Origin of the sequence: Rhodoluna lacicola, assembly GCF_000699505.1 — a bacterium.
GTDB classification, from domain to species: Bacteria; Actinomycetota; Actinomycetes; order Actinomycetales; family Microbacteriaceae; genus Rhodoluna; species Rhodoluna lacicola.
Genome location: NZ_CP007490.1, coordinates 1355899 through 1374816, shown reverse-complemented (window position 1 = coordinate 1374816; position 18918 = coordinate 1355899). Strand labels below are relative to the sequence as shown.

General features: G+C 49.8%; 18 protein-coding genes. 11 read left to right on the top strand and 7 right to left on the bottom strand.

From position 1 onward, the window contains the following. Positions 1 to 33: 33 nt before the first annotated feature. The 3 genes from RHOLA_RS06680 to RHOLA_RS06670 all read right to left on the bottom strand — a co-directional run bounded on the left by RHOLA_RS06680 (position 34) and on the right by RHOLA_RS06670 (position 2927). Positions 34 to 822: an ATP-binding cassette domain-containing protein gene (locus tag RHOLA_RS06680; protein WP_038503356.1), complete on the bottom strand. Its 789-nt coding sequence runs from the start codon at positions 820 to 822 to the stop codon at positions 34 to 36. Next, positions 819 to 1856: an ABC transporter permease gene (locus RHOLA_RS06675; protein WP_038503353.1), complete on the bottom strand. Its 1038-nt coding sequence runs from the start codon at positions 1854 to 1856 to the stop codon at positions 819 to 821. The genes RHOLA_RS06680 and RHOLA_RS06675 overlap by 4 nt, the downstream gene beginning before the upstream one ends. 105 nt (positions 1857 to 1961) lie before the next feature. After that, complete coding sequence (locus RHOLA_RS06670; RefSeq protein ID WP_051636365.1) at positions 1962 to 2927, bottom strand: sugar ABC transporter substrate-binding protein; 966 nt, start codon at positions 2925 to 2927, stop codon at positions 1962 to 1964. Between the two features lie 214 nt (positions 2928 to 3141). On the opposite strand from RHOLA_RS06670, the gene RHOLA_RS06665 reads away from it, so the two are divergent. The 3 genes from RHOLA_RS06665 to RHOLA_RS06655 all read left to right on the top strand — a co-directional run bounded on the left by RHOLA_RS06665 (position 3142) and on the right by RHOLA_RS06655 (position 6371). Next, a complete protein-coding gene (locus RHOLA_RS06665; RefSeq protein WP_038503349.1) occupies positions 3142 to 4164 on the top strand; it encodes a LacI family DNA-binding transcriptional regulator in 1023 nt (340 codons plus the stop codon). A 94-nt stretch (positions 4165 to 4258) separates the two neighbouring features. Next, complete coding sequence (locus tag RHOLA_RS06660) at positions 4259 to 5473, top strand: Gfo/Idh/MocA family protein (RefSeq protein WP_038503345.1); 1215 nt, start codon at positions 4259 to 4261, stop codon at positions 5471 to 5473. A gap of 7 nt (positions 5474 to 5480) precedes the next feature. After that, a complete protein-coding gene (locus RHOLA_RS06655) occupies positions 5481 to 6371 on the top strand; it encodes a sugar phosphate isomerase/epimerase family protein (RefSeq protein WP_038503342.1) in 891 nt (296 codons plus the stop codon). An 87-nt stretch (positions 6372 to 6458) separates the two neighbouring features. Here RHOLA_RS06655 and iolG read toward each other — a convergent pair whose 3' ends face one another. Continuing rightward, positions 6459 to 7472: an inositol 2-dehydrogenase gene (iolG, locus tag RHOLA_RS06650; protein ID WP_038503340.1), complete on the bottom strand. Its 1014-nt coding sequence runs from the start codon at positions 7470 to 7472 to the stop codon at positions 6459 to 6461. 86 nt (positions 7473 to 7558) lie between these two features. Here iolG and RHOLA_RS06645 point away from each other — a divergent pair, with 86 nt between their 5' ends. Further along, positions 7559 to 8518: an SDR family oxidoreductase gene (locus RHOLA_RS06645; protein WP_038503338.1), complete on the top strand. Its 960-nt coding sequence runs from the start codon at positions 7559 to 7561 to the stop codon at positions 8516 to 8518. Positions 8519 to 8520: 2 nt separating this feature from the next. Here RHOLA_RS06645 and RHOLA_RS06640 read toward each other — a convergent pair whose 3' ends face one another. Continuing rightward, on the bottom strand, positions 8521 to 9297 hold the full coding sequence (locus tag RHOLA_RS06640; protein WP_038503336.1) for a TIM barrel protein: 777 nt from the start codon (positions 9295 to 9297) through the stop codon (positions 8521 to 8523). Positions 9298 to 9327: 30 nt separating this feature from the next. Then, a complete protein-coding gene (locus RHOLA_RS06635) occupies positions 9328 to 10221 on the bottom strand; it encodes a DMT family transporter (RefSeq protein WP_038503333.1) in 894 nt (297 codons plus the stop codon). Positions 10222 to 10279: 58 nt separating this feature from the next. Here RHOLA_RS06635 and glpX point away from each other — a divergent pair, with 58 nt between their 5' ends. Next, positions 10280 to 11242, top strand: a complete 963-nt coding sequence (gene glpX, locus RHOLA_RS06630) for a class II fructose-bisphosphatase (RefSeq protein WP_038503330.1) — start codon at positions 10280 to 10282, stop codon at positions 11240 to 11242. Between the two features lie 5 nt (positions 11243 to 11247). Here the strand turns inward: glpX and RHOLA_RS06625 are convergent, their stop codons facing one another. After that, positions 11248 to 12270 carry a LacI family DNA-binding transcriptional regulator gene (locus RHOLA_RS06625; RefSeq protein WP_038503328.1) on the bottom strand — a complete coding sequence of 341 codons (1023 nt, stop codon included), beginning with the start codon at positions 12268 to 12270 and terminating at the stop codon, positions 11248 to 11250. Positions 12271 to 12438: 168 nt separating this feature from the next. Here RHOLA_RS06625 and RHOLA_RS06620 point away from each other — a divergent pair, with 168 nt between their 5' ends. The 6 genes from RHOLA_RS06620 (at position 12439) to RHOLA_RS06595 (ending at position 18915) form a co-directional block, all read left to right on the top strand. Then, a complete protein-coding gene (locus tag RHOLA_RS06620; RefSeq protein ID WP_051636364.1) occupies positions 12439 to 13650 on the top strand; it encodes a Gfo/Idh/MocA family protein in 1212 nt (403 codons plus the stop codon). Then, positions 13650 to 14648 (top strand): sugar phosphate isomerase/epimerase family protein, encoded by a 999-nt coding sequence (locus RHOLA_RS06615; protein WP_038503325.1) that lies wholly within the window; start codon positions 13650 to 13652, stop codon positions 14646 to 14648. Before RHOLA_RS06620 ends, RHOLA_RS06615 begins: the two co-directional genes overlap by 1 nt. 117 nt (positions 14649 to 14765) lie before the next feature. After that, the gene (locus RHOLA_RS06610) at positions 14766 to 15749 is read left to right on the top strand and encodes a sugar ABC transporter substrate-binding protein (RefSeq protein WP_038503322.1); all 984 of its coding nucleotides are present in this window, start codon (positions 14766 to 14768) and stop codon (positions 15747 to 15749) included. An 89-nt stretch (positions 15750 to 15838) separates the two neighbouring features. Beyond that, positions 15839 to 16879 (top strand): ABC transporter permease, encoded by a 1041-nt coding sequence (locus RHOLA_RS06605; RefSeq protein ID WP_051636363.1) that lies wholly within the window; start codon positions 15839 to 15841, stop codon positions 16877 to 16879. Then, positions 16872 to 17687, top strand: a complete 816-nt coding sequence (locus RHOLA_RS06600; protein WP_038503321.1) for an ATP-binding cassette domain-containing protein — start codon at positions 16872 to 16874, stop codon at positions 17685 to 17687. Before RHOLA_RS06605 ends, RHOLA_RS06600 begins: the two co-directional genes overlap by 8 nt. Before the next feature lie 82 nt (positions 17688 to 17769). After that, positions 17770 to 18915 (top strand): serine hydrolase domain-containing protein, encoded by a 1146-nt coding sequence (locus RHOLA_RS06595; protein WP_038503319.1) that lies wholly within the window; start codon positions 17770 to 17772, stop codon positions 18913 to 18915. Positions 18916 to 18918 lie beyond the last annotated feature (3 nt).

Sequence of the window (18918 nt, the reverse complement as noted above, 5' to 3'; positions counted from 1 at the left end):
CCATTCGGCCGGGGGATTCGCATCGGTGTCTAATTACTTACCGCGTACAACGTTGATCTCGTGGGTTAGAGTCTCAAGCTCTGCACCACCAGCCATTGCCTTGGTTAGCTCTTCAAGCTTCACGTTCTTGCGCTCAAAAGCGTTGAGCAACTGACCCCGGTTTAGCAGGTAGAAGCGGTCGCCAACTAGGTAAGCGTGGTGCGGGTTGTGAGTAATAAACACAACCGATACACCGCGATCCTTAGCGGCAAGGACGTACTTCAATACGATTCCAGACTGGCGAACACCAAGGGCCGAGGTTGGCTCATCAAGAATGAGCACCTTGGCACCAAAGTAAACAGAGCGGGCAATCGCTACCGACTGACGCTCACCACCTGAAAGTGTTCCGATTGGCTGGTTTACATCGCGAAGGTCGATACCCATCGCTAGTAGCTCAGACTTGGCAATCTCTTTCATCTTGCTGACGTTCAACCACTTGAATGGACCAAACCCGGAACGGATTTCGTTACCCAAGAAGAAGTTTCGCCAAACTGACATCAAAGGAATTGTTGCCAAATCCTGGAACACGGTTGCGATTCCATTTGCCAGTGCGTCGCGAGGCGATTCAAAGACAGCATCTTTACCCTCTACCTTGAACTCACCAGATGACTGCTTGTGCACACCGGAGAGAATCTTGATGAGAGTTGACTTGCCGGCACCGTTGTCGCCAAGCACACAGGTAACTGAACCTGGCTCAACCTGAATCGAAATTCCCTGAAGGGCAATTACGCTTCCGAATTGCTTGCCAACATTTTTTAGCTCTAGGGCGTTTACCGTTGTCATTTTTTGCCTCCCTTAGCTCGGCGACCTATGTATGTATTGATCATTACTGCGGTGAACAAAATCACACCAAGGAAAGTTGCGGTCCAGTCTGAATCCCAACGTGAGTAAGGGATACCAATGTAAGCCATACCCATGATCAAGGCACCAAGTGAAGCACCGATAGCCGAACCGGCGCCACCGGTAAGCAAGGTTCCACCTACCGCTGCGGCGATAATGTAGTAGAACTCCTGGCCAACACCCTGACCAGCCTGCATGCCCTTCAAGCGAAGAACAAACATGGTGCCAACCAGTGCTGCAGAGAGTGCGGTGTAAACGAACAACATGATCTTGGTTCTGTCTACCGGTACACCTGCGTTGCGTGCGGCGTTTGCGTCGCCACCGGCTGCGAAAATCCAGTTACCAAAACGAGTGCGGGTTAGAACGAACGTAGCGATGATGGTAATTGCAATCCACCAGACCAAAGCGATTTGAAAATTTGCCTCACCAAATTTTGAAGCGAAGATGGCTTCGGCAAAATCAAACCCCTCGGCTTTATCGGTGCCGGTTACACGTACAGAACCCGTTACCATCTTGGTGTAAGCAAAGTTTGCGCCCTTAAGAATGAAGAAAGTTGCCAGGGTCACGATGAATGACGGCAACTTGGTTTTTACAACCACGTAGCCATTAATGAATCCAACTGTTCCAGCAAAAATAAATGCGCAAAGAATTGCGAGCCAAATGTTCATGTTGAATTCGGTGACCAACATACCAATCAGCAGACCAGTAGTTCCAACGAGCACACCGGTTGAAAGGTCAAACTCGCCAGCGATCATTAGCAATGCAACTGAGATACCGATGATCCCGATTGGAGCTGCAATGTCTGTCCAACCGGAGATTCCGCCGAGTTGAGCGAAGTTGCCGGTGGTATCGGTAGTGGCAAATAAGAAGAAGATTGCGATGGCGCCCAGAAACGCTCCGAACTCGGGGCGGCGCAGAATTTTGGTAATCAGCGAGGCTTGTTTAACTCGCTCATCTACCTTTGACGACTGTGTCATTTGTTACCTAACTTGAATATTTGAAGCTTTGATTTTGAGATAAAAGGTGGGCCAGGGATTCCCCAGCCCACCTTCTATATACTGCTTAGCTTTTGAAGCTAGTGACTAGCGTGAGCCAGCTGCTACTAGTTCCTTAACCTTGGCTACATTGTCCTTGGTTACGAAGCCAGGACCTGTGTATACAGGCTGACCGCCACCAAGCTCGTGTCCGTTAGTTAGGTTTAGGTACAAAAGAACTACTGACATGTAGCCCTGTGCGTACTGCTGCTGGTCAATCGCGAACTCCATGGTGCCAGCTTCGATTGCGTCTAGTGCCTCAGGTGACATGTCAACGGTACCGATCTTCACTGAAACGCCAGCTGCCTCAGCTGCAGGCATTGCAGCCTTTGCAGCGATGTCAGCGTTTAGCGCGAAGATTGCGTCGATAGTCTTGTCAGCCTCAAGAGCTGCCTGTAGCTTTGCGGTTGCTGCGGTTAGGTCAGCAAGACCACCATCAAGGTTGAACTCTTCAGCCTTACCCTTGAATGTCTGCTTTAGACCTGCACAACGGTCAGCAAGACCAACGTTTCCAGCTTCCTGGATTGGGCAAAGCACGTGCTTCACACCCATTGCGTTGAACTTTAGACCAGCCTGCTGACCAGCGATTACTTCATCCTGACCAACGTGTGTGAAAGCACCAAGCTTGGTGAACACTGATGAACCTGAGTTCATGGTTACGGTTGGGATACCAGCAGCCTTAGCAGCGTCCATTGGACCCTGTAGTGCTTCTGCATCTGGTACGGAGCTTGCGATACCGTCACAACCGGCTGCAACACCGGCTTCGATGGTTGATGCCTGCTTAGCAGCATCGTTGTTTGCACCCTGGTAGTCAAGTTCTACGCCTAGGTCAGCGGCTGCCTGCTCGGCACCCTTCTGAGCTACTGACCAGAAAGTTCCACCGTCACCGTGTGTGTAAACACAGATCTTGATGTCGCTTGTTGCTGGAGCAGCAGTGTCTGCTGCTGGCGCTGCACAGCCAGCAAGAGTAAGCATTGCCACTCCGGCAAGTGCTACATACTTCTTCATTGACATTTGTTGCCTCTCATCTTCGAGTTTTCGAGTTGTAGAACTAGAAGTCCTAACGTGGTCAGTATGTCAGCAAAAAGACGAAAATTTCGGACCGTTCCAGACTTTGTTACGACATTGAGATAAATTCGTGCTCGCGGTGTTATCTTTGGACGGTCCAATTGGACAGGTCCAAAAAACCGGCCTAGAAAAAGACCAACACCGATGAAAGGCAAGGCAAGTGGCTCAAACCAAGCGCCCCACAATTCGCGATGTAGCCGCCGCCGCTGGAGTATCAAAGTCGCTGGTCTCACTGGTTTTTTCTAGTGAAGAAGGGGTTAGCCCAGACCGCCGCGAACGGGTTTTAGCCGCAGCAAAAAAACTTGGTTTTACGCCTAACCCTTGGGCTCGGTCACTGGCTATCGGTGCTGGCAATTTCATGGCGATTGTGGTTGTTGATCTGCACAACCCGCTATTTACCGAAATTGCAGATGAAGCTCGCAAGGCGCTGTTAGAGCGCGGGCATCAAACTTTCATGACCGCGGCGAGTATCACCGAAGTGAACGGAAAAAAGGTTTTAGAGAAATCAACAGTGCAAACTTTGATTGATTTGAAGCCGCGAGGAATTCTTGTGGTTGGCGATTTGCCTGACAAAGGTTTTTTAAAGTCTGTTCCAGAAACTGTGCCAATTATTTTTGCCACCACAATTCCAAAAGGCTTGCCTCGCGCTATCGTGCTCAGAATTGATGAAGACGAGGGCATGAAGCTAATTGTTGATCACCTGGTTTCACTTGGCCACAAGCGAATCTGCTACATAGGTTCAGATGACGGTGAAGTTGCCACGGCGCGCATCCAAGGCTTCCGTAAAGCAATGATCGCCAAGAAACTAAAGCCGCTTGAACAATTTGGTGACCGCACTGAGGAAGCTGGCTACGCCGCAGCAAAACTTGCTCTTCAGGGAAAGTCAAAACCCACAGCCCTGGTCTGCTTCAATGACATCGTTGCCCTGGGTGCTCAGGAGGCAATCGAGGCATTCCAGGCTTCAGGCGGACACCAGGTTGCACTCACAGGTTTCGACAACACTTACATCTCAGCCTTGAACCGAATTTCGCTGACCACGGTTGAGCAGGAAAAAAAGGCAATCGCAATGAAGGCGGCAGAGATTTTGAGCGATGAAGATATTTGGCGAAAATCAGAGGGAAAGCACGTTCTGCTGCTGCCAAGACTTGAGGTTCGCAACTCCACCATCGGTGTAAAGCCGTAAATCGGCATTCACTAATTTCTGTTTTCATTCCAAAAAGCCAATGGTGTTCAGTATCATTGGACCGTTCCAGCATCTATTTCACAGAAGGTATTCAATGTCGAACACACCTAAGACTGTAGGCGTAGGCCTCATCAGCGTTGGCTGGATGGGTAAAGTGCACTCTCGTGCCTATCAAGCGCTTCCAGTGGTTTTCCCTGAGTTGGGAATCACCCCCAAACTCGTCATCGCTGCCGACACCGCGCAAGATCGCGTGGACTACGCAATTAATGTTTTGGGGTACGAGCGCGGAACGTTGGACTACACCGATGTGCTCAACGATCCTGAGGTTGATGTTGTCTCAATCTGTGCTCCAAATTTTCTGCACGCTGAAATCGGCATCGCCGCGGCAAAGGCAGGTAAAGCTTTCTGGATTGAAAAGCCAGTTGGTCGTGGAGCGGAAGACACAGAGGCCGTCGAAGTCGCAGCGGATGCAGCGGGTGTAGTTACCAGCATTGGTTTCAACTATCGTCACGCGCCTGCAGTGGAGCACATCAAAGAGCTAATCGCAAGTGGGCAACTTGGCCGCATCACAAACTTTCGCGGCGTTTTCTTTGCCGACTACTCATCAGAACCAAACGGAGCCCTATCGTGGCGCTTCATTCGCAAGCTTGCCGGCAGCGGTGTGCTTGGAGACTTGATGGGACACCTGGTTGATTTGATTCATTACATGGCCGGGCCGATTGCAGACGTGAACGGAATCACCAGCACAATTCACACTGAGCGCCCGGTTCAGCAAATGGGTGTGGGTACGCACTTTGATGTGATTGAAGGTGGCGAAAAGAAGCCGGTAGAAAATGAAGACTACGCCGGCATGATTGTTCGACTAGCCGACAATGCGGTTGCTGCCGGTGCAGTGGGAACTCTTGAAGCATCTCGCGTTGCTGTTGGCCCGCGTGCAAGTTACAACTTTGAAATTTACGGAACAGAGGGTTCTGTGATGTGGGACTTTGAACGCATGAACGAGTTGCAGGTTGCAATTGGTCGCAAGGGTCAACACCTGGGATACCAGCGCGTTATGGTTGCCCCCGGTTTCGGAGAATTTGGTGCATTCCAGCCCGGCGCCGGAACTGGTATGGGCTACGACGATCTCAAAGTCATTGAGGCAAAGAAATTCTTACTATCTTACATTGGTAAAGAATCTAAGAACTCAAACATTCACGATGCAGTTGCAGCCGCAAGGGTGAACGACGCGGTTGAAGAATCAATGAAAACCAAGCAGTGGATTTCAATCAAGCCATCGGCAAACACAACAGCCGCTGTTCGAAAGTAAAAATACTATGTCTAAATTAAAAATTGCTGGTGCTCCAATTTCATGGGGTGTATGTGAGGTGCCTGGTTGGGGTCACCAGATGACTCCAGTGCGAGTGCTCAAGGAGATGGCAGAACTTGGTTTGGGCGCTACAGAGTTTGGCCCGCTTGGGTTCTTGCCAGTCCAGCCAGCCGATCGCGCAAAAGTTTTAGCAGAACATGGAATGGAAGCCGTTGGCGGATTTTTTCCAATCATCATGCACCAAGAGAACTTTGACCCGCTGCCAGATGTGCTTACTGAACTTGAAAGCTATGCTGCCTCAGGTGCCAAAACCATGGTGCTCTCTGCTGAGACTGGCCTAGAGGGGTACGACACCAAGCGCCCAGAACTTGATGCTCACGGCTGGAATATCTTCTTTGCAAACTTAGAACGCATTAAGGAAGCCGCTGCCGCCAGAGGAGTGACCGCAGTGTTGCACCCGCACGTTGGAACCATGGTTGAAACAGAGGCAGATGTAAAGAAAGTCCTAGATGGCTCAACTATCAAGTTTTGTCTTGACACCGGTCACATGATTATTGGTGGCACCGATCCTGTGAAGTTTGCCCAGGATCACGCTGATCGCGTTGCTCACTCACACCTCAAGGATGTAAACCTTGCAATTGCCGACCGTGTTCAATCCGGTGAGATTACTTACTATCAGGGAGTAGTTGAGGGAATGTACGTTCCGCTTGGCACCGGTGACGTTGATGTTCGCTCGATAGTGCGCAGCTTGATTCAGTCTGGCTATCAAGGATGGTTTGTGCTTGAGCAAGACAATGTGATCACAGCCGAACCAGGTGACACCGATGGCCCATTTGCTGATGCAAAGGCGAGCGTGGATTTCATCAAGGCTGTTGCCGCTGAATTAGCTAGCGAGTAATTACAAAAAATAAAGAGTTCCGGTCTCAACCACTAGACCGGAACTCTTTTTACTTTGGGGAGGGGCTCGCCAAAGAGTTCAAAGTAATTACTTTGAAAGATCAACCTTTACTGCCTTGCCAGTCTTTGCAGATTCAGTTGCAGCATCAGCCAAGACTAGGGCGGCTCGACCATCTTCAAATGTTGGGTTCACATTTTTTCCGGTTTGGATGCCTTCAATAAACAAAGCCAGTTCACGACGATATGAGAACGCGTAGCGCTCAAGGAAAAGTTCTAGGTAAGGCTTGCGTGCTTCAACAATTTCATTGGTGTAAAGCTTCACCGTTGTCGGTGAAACATTTGTTGCTAGCAGCGCACCCTTGGAACCAAAAGCCTCCAGGCGCTGGTCGTATCCGTACGCCGCGTGACGAGAGTTAGTAATTGAGACAAGCTCGTTTTTGCTTCCTCGCAGGGTTACAACTGCACTGTCGTAGTCACCAAGCGATTTGATGTCCTCACTGAAAGTATTTGCTCCAGCTGCGTAAACTTCAACAATCTCTGGCACAAAGAAACGCGCCATGTCAAAGTCGTGAATTGTCATGTCGCGAAAGATGCCGCCAGAAACTTCAAGGTAGTCCTTGCCAGCCGGACCAGGATCACGACTGATGATGGTTAGTTGTTCAAGATTTCCAATCTCACCGGCAGCAACACGAGCGTGGATTTCATTGAACTGCTGGTCAAAGCGGCGGTTGAAGCCAAGCGCAACGATGGTCTTGGCGGCATTTGCCTTGGCTCGCAACGAGTCAACTCGGGCGATGTCAAGATCAATTGGTTTTTCGCAGAGTACGTGCACACCCGCATCAATTGCTGCACTGATCAGATCAACGTGAGTTGGGGTTGGCGAGGCAACCACCACCGCATCAACTTCACCAGAGGCAAAAACTTCTGCTGGGTCGGCGGTTACTTTGCCGCCGTACTGGGCAGCTAGTTTTTTGGCGCCCTCGATAAAGACGTCTGCTACGTAAGTAAGTTCAACGTTTGGATTCTCGGCAATGCTAATCGCATGTACCTGACCAATGCGGCCGGTGCCCAAAAGGCCAATGCGAACTTTCTTCTCGCTCATTAGACGTCCTTGTACTAAAGTTGGGGTCCAATTCGTGGACCGTTCCAATGGTATTGTAATCACAATATCCAGCTCAAGGAAAACAAATGGCGAAAATCGCAATCACTGGATCCACCGGGTTCGTTGGTAGCAACATCTCATCGGTGTTGTTGGCCCGTGGCCATGACGTTCTTGGTCTGGGTCGCCGCACTCCAGTGGTGGCGCCAAACTGGCCAGTCAAGGTGGTTGATTTCACCGATGCCAACTCGATCGCCGAAGCTTTGCAGGGTTTTGATGCGGTGGTGCACTGCGCGATCGCCAATGATTTCAACAAATTAGTCGATGATCGAATCTACGCCTATGACTCCTACGTAGGGCTGACTCAATCGGTGACCAGAGCAGCAAACGCTGCCGGTGTGAAACCAATTTTGATTTCAACCGACTGGGTGATGGACGGAACACAGCATCGAGTACCGGAAACCGATCCAGGCAACCCAATCAATTTCTATGGCGCGCTGAAAATACTTAGCGAGCAGGTTATTCGAGACCTAGCGCCGCAAAACGGAGCGATCTGCAGAATTGCCGGGGTGATGGGGCAGCATCAACTCACCCAAAGCCCCAGGTCTCAGGATGTTGGTTTTGGATATTTTGTTTTTTCGTTGGTTGAAACTCTGCGAGCTGGCAAAAAATTTGCGGTTTGGGACGGAGATCGAGTCAACAAAGTAACCACACCGTCTCTGGCGGCTGAAATTGGTGCACAAATTGAGCGAGTTATTTTGCGTGATGCTGTTGGTACTTTCCACTTGGTTGGCGACGATGCCGTTTCAAGAATGGAACTTGCTCAACTGACCTGTGAGGTTTTTGGTTTAGATGCCAAATTGCTCACCCAAAGCGAACCCCCGGAAGATCAACTGTTTCCCGCAGCAGTGCCAGTTGATTCATCGCTTGGAAATGAATTCACAAAAAAGGTTTTGGGCATTCAGCCGCAATCAATTCGTGAGATTCTTTACGCCTTCAAGACTGAACTTGAAACCGGTGTTGTTACTCCACTAACTAGAGCTGAATAGTCTTAGGCAAAAGCCTCGGCGAATCTATCCAGGGCAAGATCGGAATCGGTTTGCGCCCAACCCTCTAGACCAACAACCCCTGCGTAATCAAGTGCTTTGAGTTCCTGCGCGATTCGTTTGTAATTAATTTCACCGGTACCAGGTTCGCAGCGACCAGGCACGTCGGCAACTTGAATCTCACCGATGATGGGAAATGCGCGACGAACAAGTTCAACTAAATTACCTTCACCAATTTGAGCGTGATACAGATCAAGATTCATTCGCAGGTGCGGACTGTTTACAGACTCAATCAGAGAGATCACTTCAGAGGCTAAACCGAAAGGGGTGCCAGGGTGATCAACCAGTAAATTCAGGTTCTCCAAGATAAAAATTTTGTCGTGCTTTTCACCCAATTCAGCAATTCGAGCCAGGGTATCCCTGGCGGTTTGCCACTCTGCCCGGGTAGTGCCATAGCGCTTACGAATTGCCTGGCCTTGGTCATCAAGCCCGGTACCGTGCAGATTCAGATTTGGGCAGTCAATTATCTTTGAAGCCTCAATTGATAGCTCGGCGGTTGCCAAAAGCTTTTCGATGCCGTCATCCTCTAGAAGGTCACCCTCTAGGTAACCGGTCATGGAATTGAACCTAGCCCCAGTTGCTGCAAGAGCAGGCAGATCTTTATTAGCCCAATTCCAAATCTCGACTTCAAATCCTCGGGAGTGAATCTTTTCTACTCGTTCAACAAAAGGTAAATCAAGAAACATCATTTCGGCTGATGCAGCCAAGCGGTATTTAGGCATGCCGCCACATTACTACAAAGAAAGAATTGCCTACTTTGCGCGCGACAGATTGATTCGCTGAGTCCAACCAACGCAAATAAGAATTGCAATGGCAGTAAACCAGGTGAATGCTGAAACGGTTTCTCGCAAAATAAAAATTGCCAGAATCATGGTGACGATTGGCTGGGCAAGTTGTAGTTGCGAGGCCTTAGCAATTCCAATTGTGTTTAGCGCATTTGCCCAGAAGTAGTGACCTAAAAATATGGAGTACAAACTTACAAACAAAAAGCCAAACCAAGCATCAGCACTTGGCATAACCGTAATTGGATTCACAATAAATTCGATTATGGTGAGCGGCAGCATGATTGGAATTGAGATAACAATCGCCCAACTAATTACGTAAAACGCCTTGTATTTTGCGGTTAGTGCTCCGGCCGATGAATTACCCACGGCACCAATGACAACCGCAATCGCCATAATCACGTAGCCCCAAAACTCACCGCCGCCTAAACCGTTTGATCTAGAAACAGAAAACAGCATTCCAAAGAAAGTTCCACCAAGTGCACCAATCCAAAATTTCGCCGAGGGGGTTTTGTTTCTAAAAATCAGGATTGCGGTTATAACTCCGGCCACAGGTGAAAGTGCAATCAAAACTCCGGCATCAGATGCAGGAACGGTTCGCATCGCGATGGTCGAGAGAATTGGATAGCCAAAAACTAAACCACCAGATACAAGCCAAATTCTCGACCATAAGTCTCGAGGCGGAAGCAAAGATTGCCGGCCAAGTTTGAGTGCAATTATTGCTCCGATTCCGGCCGGAATAATTCTGCCAATCGCCATGATGGTCGGAGAAAATTCGGTGAGCCCCAGTGCAAGACCAATGAAGGTTGTTCCAAAGCCAAGTACCGCAATAGCGCCATAGACATAGCCTTGGAGTTTGGACATAGGACTAGTATGTATTAACAAAGACAGCAAAAGAGAACCAAAGACGACGGAGTCATTCATGAGCAGCAAGCCAGATCGCAACCTAGGCGTAGAACTTGTGCGAGCGACTGAAGCAGCTGCAATCAAAGCCAGCGCCTGGATTGGTCGCGGTGACAAAAATGCAGCTGACGGCGCAGCCGTTGAAGCAATGCGAGATTTTCTAAACACCGTTGATTTCAGTGGCACTGTTGTAATCGGTGAGGGCGAAAAAGACGAAGCTCCAATGCTTGCTAATGGTGAGGTTGTTGGAAACGGCAACGGTCCTGAGTGTGACATTGCGGTGGACCCGGTTGATGGAACCAGCGTGACTGCTTCTGGTCGAGCCCACGCAATTTCCGTGATTGCCGTTAGTGACAAAGGCACCATGTACAACCCCAAAGACGTCTTCTACATGGACAAGCTAATTACCCGCCGCGAGGGCAAGGGCGCTGTGAGCCTGGACCAGTCTCCAGAAGACAACGTGCGCGAACTAGCCAAAGCCTTGAAGAAAGACATTAGCGAAATCACCGTTGCGATGATTGACCGCCCGCGCCACGTTCCACTTATGGAAGCTGTACGCCGTGCCGGTGCAAGAACGCGATTGTTTCTAGACGGTGATGTTGCCGCAGGAATTCACGCTGTAACCGGTGGCGGAAACATTGACATGTTGCTTGGCATCGGCGGCGCACCAGAGGGCGCAATTTCAGCTTGTGCCACGCAGGCACTCGATGGCTACATGCAGGGTCGCATTTCTCCGCAGTCACCTGAGGAAATGAAAAAGGCAATAACCGCAGGTCACGACCTTGAGAAAATTTTTGAAATCAACGATTTAGTTGCCAGCGACAACACTTACTTTGTTGCCACAGGTGTCACCGATGGTTTGCTCCTTGATGGAGTTCAAAAGCGCGGCGACTATCTGCGCACAGATTCAATTATTTTGCGCGCGCGCTCTGGCACCATTCGTCGCGTCAAGGCTGATTACTTAGCCTCACGCTGGATCTAAAAAAGTTATTTGCCAGATTTTGGTTTTGCCACACTTGTGCGCGGAACCAAAGTTGGCTTAATCAAAATACTCTTTGGCTTATAGCTACCCTTGCTACCAATTCTTTCAAGCAAGAGTGAAGCGGTCTGTCTACCAACCGGAATACCCTGCTCGTCAACCGTCGTTAACTTTAAAAGAAAATCAGAAGCTACCGGTGCGTTGTCATAACCAACCAGTGAAACATCTTCTGGAACGCTTAACCCATTTTCGCGAAGAGCAGACCATGCTCCTGCAGCCATGTAGTCATTCGCTGCGTAAATAGCTGTGAACTTTTTTCCGGACTTCAACAATTCCATCGTGCCCATGTAGCCACCAATTTCTGTGGTTGGTTGACCATTGCCAAAAACCATGTCATCAAGAATTGCGTCTTTCATAATTTTTGAAAAAGCTTTACGTCGGTTTGTAGCAATTCCACCCACACCGGTTAGGTGTGCAATTTTTTTGTGACCAAAACCAATTAGGTGTTCGATTACCAACCGTGTGCCTTCATAGTCATCGTTGAAGACCATGTCGGAGTTTGGCAAAATTGTTTCTCGCTGCCCGATCATCACGGTTGGGATATCAAGCTTGTGTGTTCTAAGTCCACCCACCTCTGTTGCAATCACCAGTCCATCAACTTTCATTGAAGCAAATGCGTCGATTGGGTCATCTTCAAAATTTTGGCTGCGGTGCATGTCGCTGATGATTACCTGGTAGCCAGCGTCATCAAAAATTTCACGAAGGCCTTTTAGAAAACCAATGTAGGAAAGGTTCTTGTAGTCGGTAATTAGAACACCGATAGATCTTGAAGCCGAGCTCGCCAATTGCTGAGCAAATCTACTTGGACGATATCCAAGTTCGTCGATCGCTTTTTGGACTGCCTCACGACGAGCCTCACTCACGTGGGCTTCGCCGCGCAACACCAAAGACACCAGTGATTTAGATACGCCGGCCGCTTTGGCCACGTCGTAAATCGTTGGCGGCTTGATTGGGTTGTTGGTGTCAGTCATGGTTAGTCCAAATTAGTCCAATTTTGTCCAACAAATCAAATGTAAAGACATGATAACAATCCGATAAAGCAGGGACTTTTTGTTCAACCTTGTTGCTACTTTGATGTGGAGCGCTCCAACTGGGAGCGCTCCAATTACCAAAGCAACAGCCTCAAAGGAGAGTAGTAGATGTCCATCGGTGTAGCAGTTATCGGCGCAGGAATGGCAGGTCGCGGTCACGCGGCGGCTTACCGTGCGGCAACCTCTCTTTACGGTTCAGACCTTCCAGAGGTGAAGCTGATTTCAATTGGTGACGTAAACGCCCAATTTGGACTGGCCGCGGCAAAGCGCTTTGGATTCGAACGCCACGACTCAGACTGGCGCGCAATTGCCGATGACCCAAACATTCACGCCGTGAGCGTTGTGGTGGCAAACAGCCTGCACCGTGAAATCGTTGAAGGCCTTTTGGCTGCCGGCAAGCACGTGCTTTGCGAGAAGCCACTGTCTGACACTCTTGAAGACGCCCGCTCAATGGTGGCGGCAGCTAACAACTCAAAGACCGTTGCTCGTATTGGTCTAACCTTCTTGCGCAATCCGGCGATTGCAGCAATTCAAAAAATCATTTCTTCAGGTCAACTTGGCAAGGTGCTTCACTTCACCGGAAACTACTGGGCCGACTACTCATGCGATCCAATGTCGCCAATTAGCTGGCGCTACAAGGGCGGCATGGGAACCGGCGCACTTGCCGACGTTGGTTCGCACATTTCTTACGTTGCAGAGTTCATCACCGGTCAGACTTTCAAATCTGTTTCAGGCGCACGCTTTGTGACTTCAATTACTGAGCGTCCGATTCCTTCGGGTGCGGTGCAGGGTCACTCTGGCGCAACTGTTTCAGACAAGATGGATTCCGTTGAGAATGATGACTACGCAGGTTTCATTGCCGACTTTGGTGGCACCGCTGGTGCAATTCAGGTTTCTCGTGTTGCCGCTGGTCACCCAACCTCTTTGGAATTTGAGGTTTACTGCGAAAAGGGTTCAGCACGTTTCACCCAGGCACGCAACGGTGAATTTGAACTGCTACTAAATGATGATCCTTATGGCCAGCGCGGTTTCCGTACCGTGCAGGTTGGACCATCACACCCATACATTGCTGGTGGTCTGCCAGTTGATGCACCTGGTGTTGGTGTTGGTCAGAACGATCAGTTCTTCTTCCAGAACCGCGCGTTCCTACAAGAAGTTGCTGGTCTTGCAGAAACTGCAGAGCTTCCGTACTGTGCAAACTTTGAAGATGGTCTTCACAACATGGAAATCATCGAAGCAGTTATTCAATCAGGTCTGAAGAGCGGTGCAAGTGCAACTGTTCCAGCGGCAAACCCTACCTACCTAAAGAAGGTCAAATAATGAGACTTGGCGTATACAACGCGATCCTGCACGATCGCTCACTTCCAGAAGCACTTAAGACCATCGCCGGTCTTGGTCTTACTGGTATCGAATTGAACACTGGTGGATTCTTGCCGGCAAAGCACATTCCAAACATCGATCAGATTTTGGAAAGCGATGCAGCTCGCGATGATTTCCTTGCAATCTTCGAGGGGACCGGCGTTGAAATCGCAGGTCTTAACTGCAACGGAAATCCTCTGCACCCTAACCCAGTTATCGGTGACAAGCACGGCAACGATGTTAAGCGTTCAATCCGTTTGGCAAACCGCCTAGGTCAGAACCGCGTGGTCACCATGTCTGGTCTACCTGGCGGTGAGCCAGGCGCAAAGCAGGTCAACTGGGTAGTAAATGCCTGGAACTCAGCGGCTCTTGATGTCATTGACTACCAGTTTGAAATTGCTGCAAAGTACTGGAAAGAAGTTGACCAGTTAGCGCGCGACAACGATGTGAAAGTTGCGCTTGAGTTGCACCCGCAGAACGTGGTCTTCAATCCGGCAACCATGCGGGAACTTATTGAGCGCACCGGCGCAACCCACGTGGGTGTAGAGCTCGACGCATCGCACCTGTTCTGGCAGCAGATGGATCCAGTTGCTGTAGTTAAAGATTTGGGCCCGTTGGTTTTCCACGCGGCAGCAAAAGATATTCGTGTAAACCCTTACGTTGCAATCAACGGTGTATTGGACAACAGCTTCCGCAAGTTGCGCGAAGATGAGCCACGTACCAACCTGGGCGGCGACGAGTGGGCTAACGAATGGCCAAAAAATTCCACCTGGGATTTCGTAGCGGTAGGCAAGGGCCACCCTGCAGAGTACTGGGCAGAATTTCTAAAGGCTTGTCACGATGTGGATCCAAACATGTGGGTCAACATCGAGCACGAAGATACTTCGCTTGGTCGTGAGGAAGGTCTTGCACTTGCGTGTGAGACCTTGTTCAAGGCGGCGAAAATTGGAAATCTGTAAAAACTAAATAAAAAAACTTCGGACAGATGCGCATCTGAAAAGAAAAATCTGAACCGAGAATCTTGAGAAGTTCCCTTCGATGGATAAAAACAAACAAAAATGGAAAGGAAGTGTGAGATGAAGATTTCACGTTCAGTAAAAATTGCTGCAGCAGTTGCAGCATCAGCATTGGCGCTGACTGGCATTAACGCATCTGCAGCAACCGCAGCCGGTGAGAAGGTCTACGTCATTGGCGGTATGCCATCTGACCCATTCTGGTCAGTAGTTAAGCGCGGCGCAGAGTCAGCAGCTGAGGCAGTTAAGGATGCCGGAGGCACCGTTACCTGGCTTGGCCCACAGAACTACGACAACCTAGGACCAGACGCTGGAAAGCTAGTTGACAACGCAATCGCTGCGGGTGCAACCGCAATCGTTGTAGCTGACTGGGTACCTGCTGCTGAGAACGCTGCAATCAAGCGTGCAGTAAAGAAGGGCATCTCTGTTGTTCACTACAACGCAGGTGGCGTTAAGGAAGCAAAGAACACCGGTGCACTTGCATACGTTGGTTCAGATGACTACCTAGCTGGTGTTGCTGGTGGAAAGTACTTTGCATCTAAGGGTGCAAAGAACATTCTTTGTGTAAACACAGTTCCAGGTTCAGCAAACCAGGAAGCACGTTGCAAGGGTGTAGCAGACGGTGCGAAGGGCAAGGCTAAGGCTAAGCAGCTTCCTCTACCTTCTTCAAACTTCGGTAACCCAACTGCAGTTTCAAACGCTGTGAAGGCAGCTCTTACCAAGGACAAGACCATTGACGCTGTTGTAACCATCGGTGTTCAGGATGCAGACAGCTCAGCTGCTGCAATCAAGGCTTCTGGTTCAAAGGCAAAGCTTGGCACCTTCGACTTGTCAGAGAACGTTCTAGCTCGCATCGCAGCCGGTACTCAGGCATTCGCAATTGACCAGCAGCCATGGCTACAGGGCTACCTAGCTACCTCAATGGCTTGGCAGCACGCTCAGTACGGCATCTTGCCTGCATCTAACCCAGTTTTGACTGGTCCTGCAATCGTGGACAAGTCAAACGTGGCTAAGGTTTCAGCAGGTGTTAAGGCTGGCGTTCGCTAAAAAATAATTGATTGGGCTGGGCCATGCTTAATGTATGGCCCAGCCTGTATCAACAAAAAACTTCGATCTAAAAATTTAGGAAACAAATTATGAGTGCTAAAGCCACCGCTAGCAAAGTTGCTAGTAAGCCAGGCTTCGACATCACAGCCATCGCTCGCCGGCCAGAGTTCGGCGCATTGATTGGTGCCGTTGCCGTCTTTATCTTTTTCTCTGTTGCGGGTGGCAGTGGATTTACCGATCCAGGTGGTTGGGCCAGTTGGCTCAACGTTGCCTCCGAGGTAGGCATCATTGCTCTGCCGGTAGCACTCGTAATGATCGCTGGCGACTTGGACCTATCTGTTGGTTCAACTCTTGCAGCTAGCTCAATGACCATGGCAATTCTTTCTGGCTTCTTTGGCCTACCAACCTGGGTTGGTGTGATCGCCGCACTTCTTTTTGGTGTGCTGGTGGGTTGGCTGAATGGCTACCTGGTCACAAAAACAAATCTTCCGTCATTCGTGGTGACTCTTGCCTCAATGTTTATTGTCATGGGTGCCACTCTTGGTGCCACTCGTCTAATCGTTGGTTCAACATCGGTAACCATGACCGCGGACCCATTCTTCCAAATCATCTTTGGAAATCTAATCTTTGGCCTATTTGAAACTGCAGTGGTTTGGTGGGCAATAATTGCGATCATCGTTTCATGGGTGCTCTACAAGAGCATCTACGGAAACTGGATTTACGCAATCGGCGGCGACATGGTTTCCGCTCGCGCCACAGGTATTCCGGTCAACAAGGTTCGCATCGCACTATTCATGGGAAGCGGTTTTGGTGCTGCCTTAGTTGGTGTGATTCAAACCTGTATCTACAACGGAGCTCAGGTTGCTGCCGGACAATCATTTGTTTTCAACTCAATCATCGCTGTTGTGGTTGGTGGCGTATTGCTAACCGGAGGTTACGGTTCGACACTTGGTGTAATCCTTGGAACCATCACCTTTGGAATTGTTAACCAGGGTATTTACTACACCGGTTGGGATGCCGACTGGGCTGCTCTAATTTTGGGACTTCTGCTTCTTGCAGCGGTTCTAACCAACAACACATTCCGTCGCTTGGCCCTATCGGGTGGCAAGAAGGAGAAGAAGAATGACTAAGTCAACTAAGAAGCCAATCCTGCGCCTAAAGAATGTTTCAAAGGTATTCGCGGGATACCAAGCGCTAAATGACGTGTCACTGGATGTATACCCTGGCCAGGTGCTTTGCCTGCTTGGTGACAACGGTGCCGGCAAGTCAACTTTGATCAAGGTGCTGTCTGGCTTCCACGAACCAACCTCGGGCACTGTTGAGTGGGATGGAGTTGAGACCAAGTTCAAGTCACCTAAAGATGCCAACGAGCGCGGAATTGCTACTGTGCACCAGTTTGGCGGAACCTTCCCACTGATGAGCATTGGCCGCTCATTCTTTGTTGGTGTTGAGCCAACCAAAGGGTGGGGTCCGTTCAAGCGCTTTGACCGCAAGTACGCCAACGAGACCGCGGTGCGCGAGATGCAGCAGCTGGGCATTACCCGTATCACCGATGGTGAGCGCCTGATTGGAAGTCTTTCCGGTGGTGAGCGCCAGGCATCTGCAATTGCTCGCGCAGTGCACTTTGGTGCCAAGGTTTTGATTCTTGATGAGCCAACTGCCGCCCTTGGAGTTAAGGAAGCCACCCACGTGCTGCGCATCATCATGCAGGCAAAACTAAAAGGAATTGCGGTGATTCTTGTGACTCACAACGTCTCACACGCGCTAACCGTTGGTGATCACTTTGCGGTTCTAATTCGCGGCCAGAAGGCTGACGATTTTGCAAAGGGTGAACGCACCCGCGATCAAATCACCGACCTAATGGCTGGTGGTGAGGCTATGGCTGAACTTGAGGCAGAGCTGAACACACTAACCGGAACCATCAATCAAATTCACTAACTCCATTCAACCCTTCCATGGTTGCAAAGTGCCCGGTCTAATCACCGGGCACTTTGTATTTAACTGATGCCAAGATAGACACATGATCATTGAATCCAAGTACCAAGAAATTGCTGACTTGTTTTTTGCGCAAGCAGAACGTTATCCATTAGGCGGCTCATCGCTGGCAATCTTTAAAGACGGAGAACCGGTGGTCAATATTTGGCAGGGTGACGCCGAAGCCGGAAAGCCTTGGACTCAAGACACAACATCGGTTGTTTTTTCTTGCACCAAGGGTTTGACTTCAATTCTTGCTCACCGACTGGTGCAAGAAGGCAAGCTTGATCTTGAACAAAAGGTCAGTTACTACTGGCCAGAATTTGCTCAGGCTGGAAAACAAAACATTCCGGTCAAGTGGTTGTTGCAGCACAAGGCCGGGTTATCAGCCACGCGACGCGACCTAACCATGGATGAAATCACCGATGGCCACACTCTTGAAGAAGAGTTGGCCGCACAGGAACCGCTTTGGGAGCCTGGCACCGCGCATGGTTATCACGCGCTAACTTTTGGAACCCTAATCGGAAAACTAGTTCACAATATCACTGGCAAAACAGCCGGAAAATATTTTGCTGAATTAATTGCAGAACCACTTGGTGTGGATGCATGGATTGGCTTGCCAAAAGATAAATTTGCAAATTTAGCTCCACTTATCTCTGACGGAAATCGCCAAGCTGTGGTTGCCGAACCAAACACTGATTTGTATTGGCAAGCCAAGGCCATGACCTTTGGTGGTGCGCTGAACCACTTGGTAGAAAGTTACGAGACCGGATTCAATAACCCGCAGTTAGTCTCTGCAGAGTTACCCGGAGCCGGAGGAGTATCCAACGCATTTGGATTAGCCAAGATTTACTCCGCAGCCGTAACAGAGATGAACGGCGTGCGACTTCTAGAAGATGAAACATTGCGCGCAGCAGTGGTACCGCAGGCAACGGGTCCGCTGAAGTTTGAGCCTTCAAATGGCACCTTGTTCCCTGCCTGGGGCAATGGCTTCATGGTTGACGTGCCCGGTCTGAAGGATCTTCTGGGTCCCGCTTCATTTGGCCACGATGGCCTTGGTGGCCAGAATGCCTTTGGCGACTTTGAGCACCGGGTTGGTTTTGCCTACACATCCAACTTCTTATTAAGCGGCGCAGACGATCAATGGCGCCAGCAGGTGCTGATTCGGAAACTCAAGGAAATTCTGAATTGATTC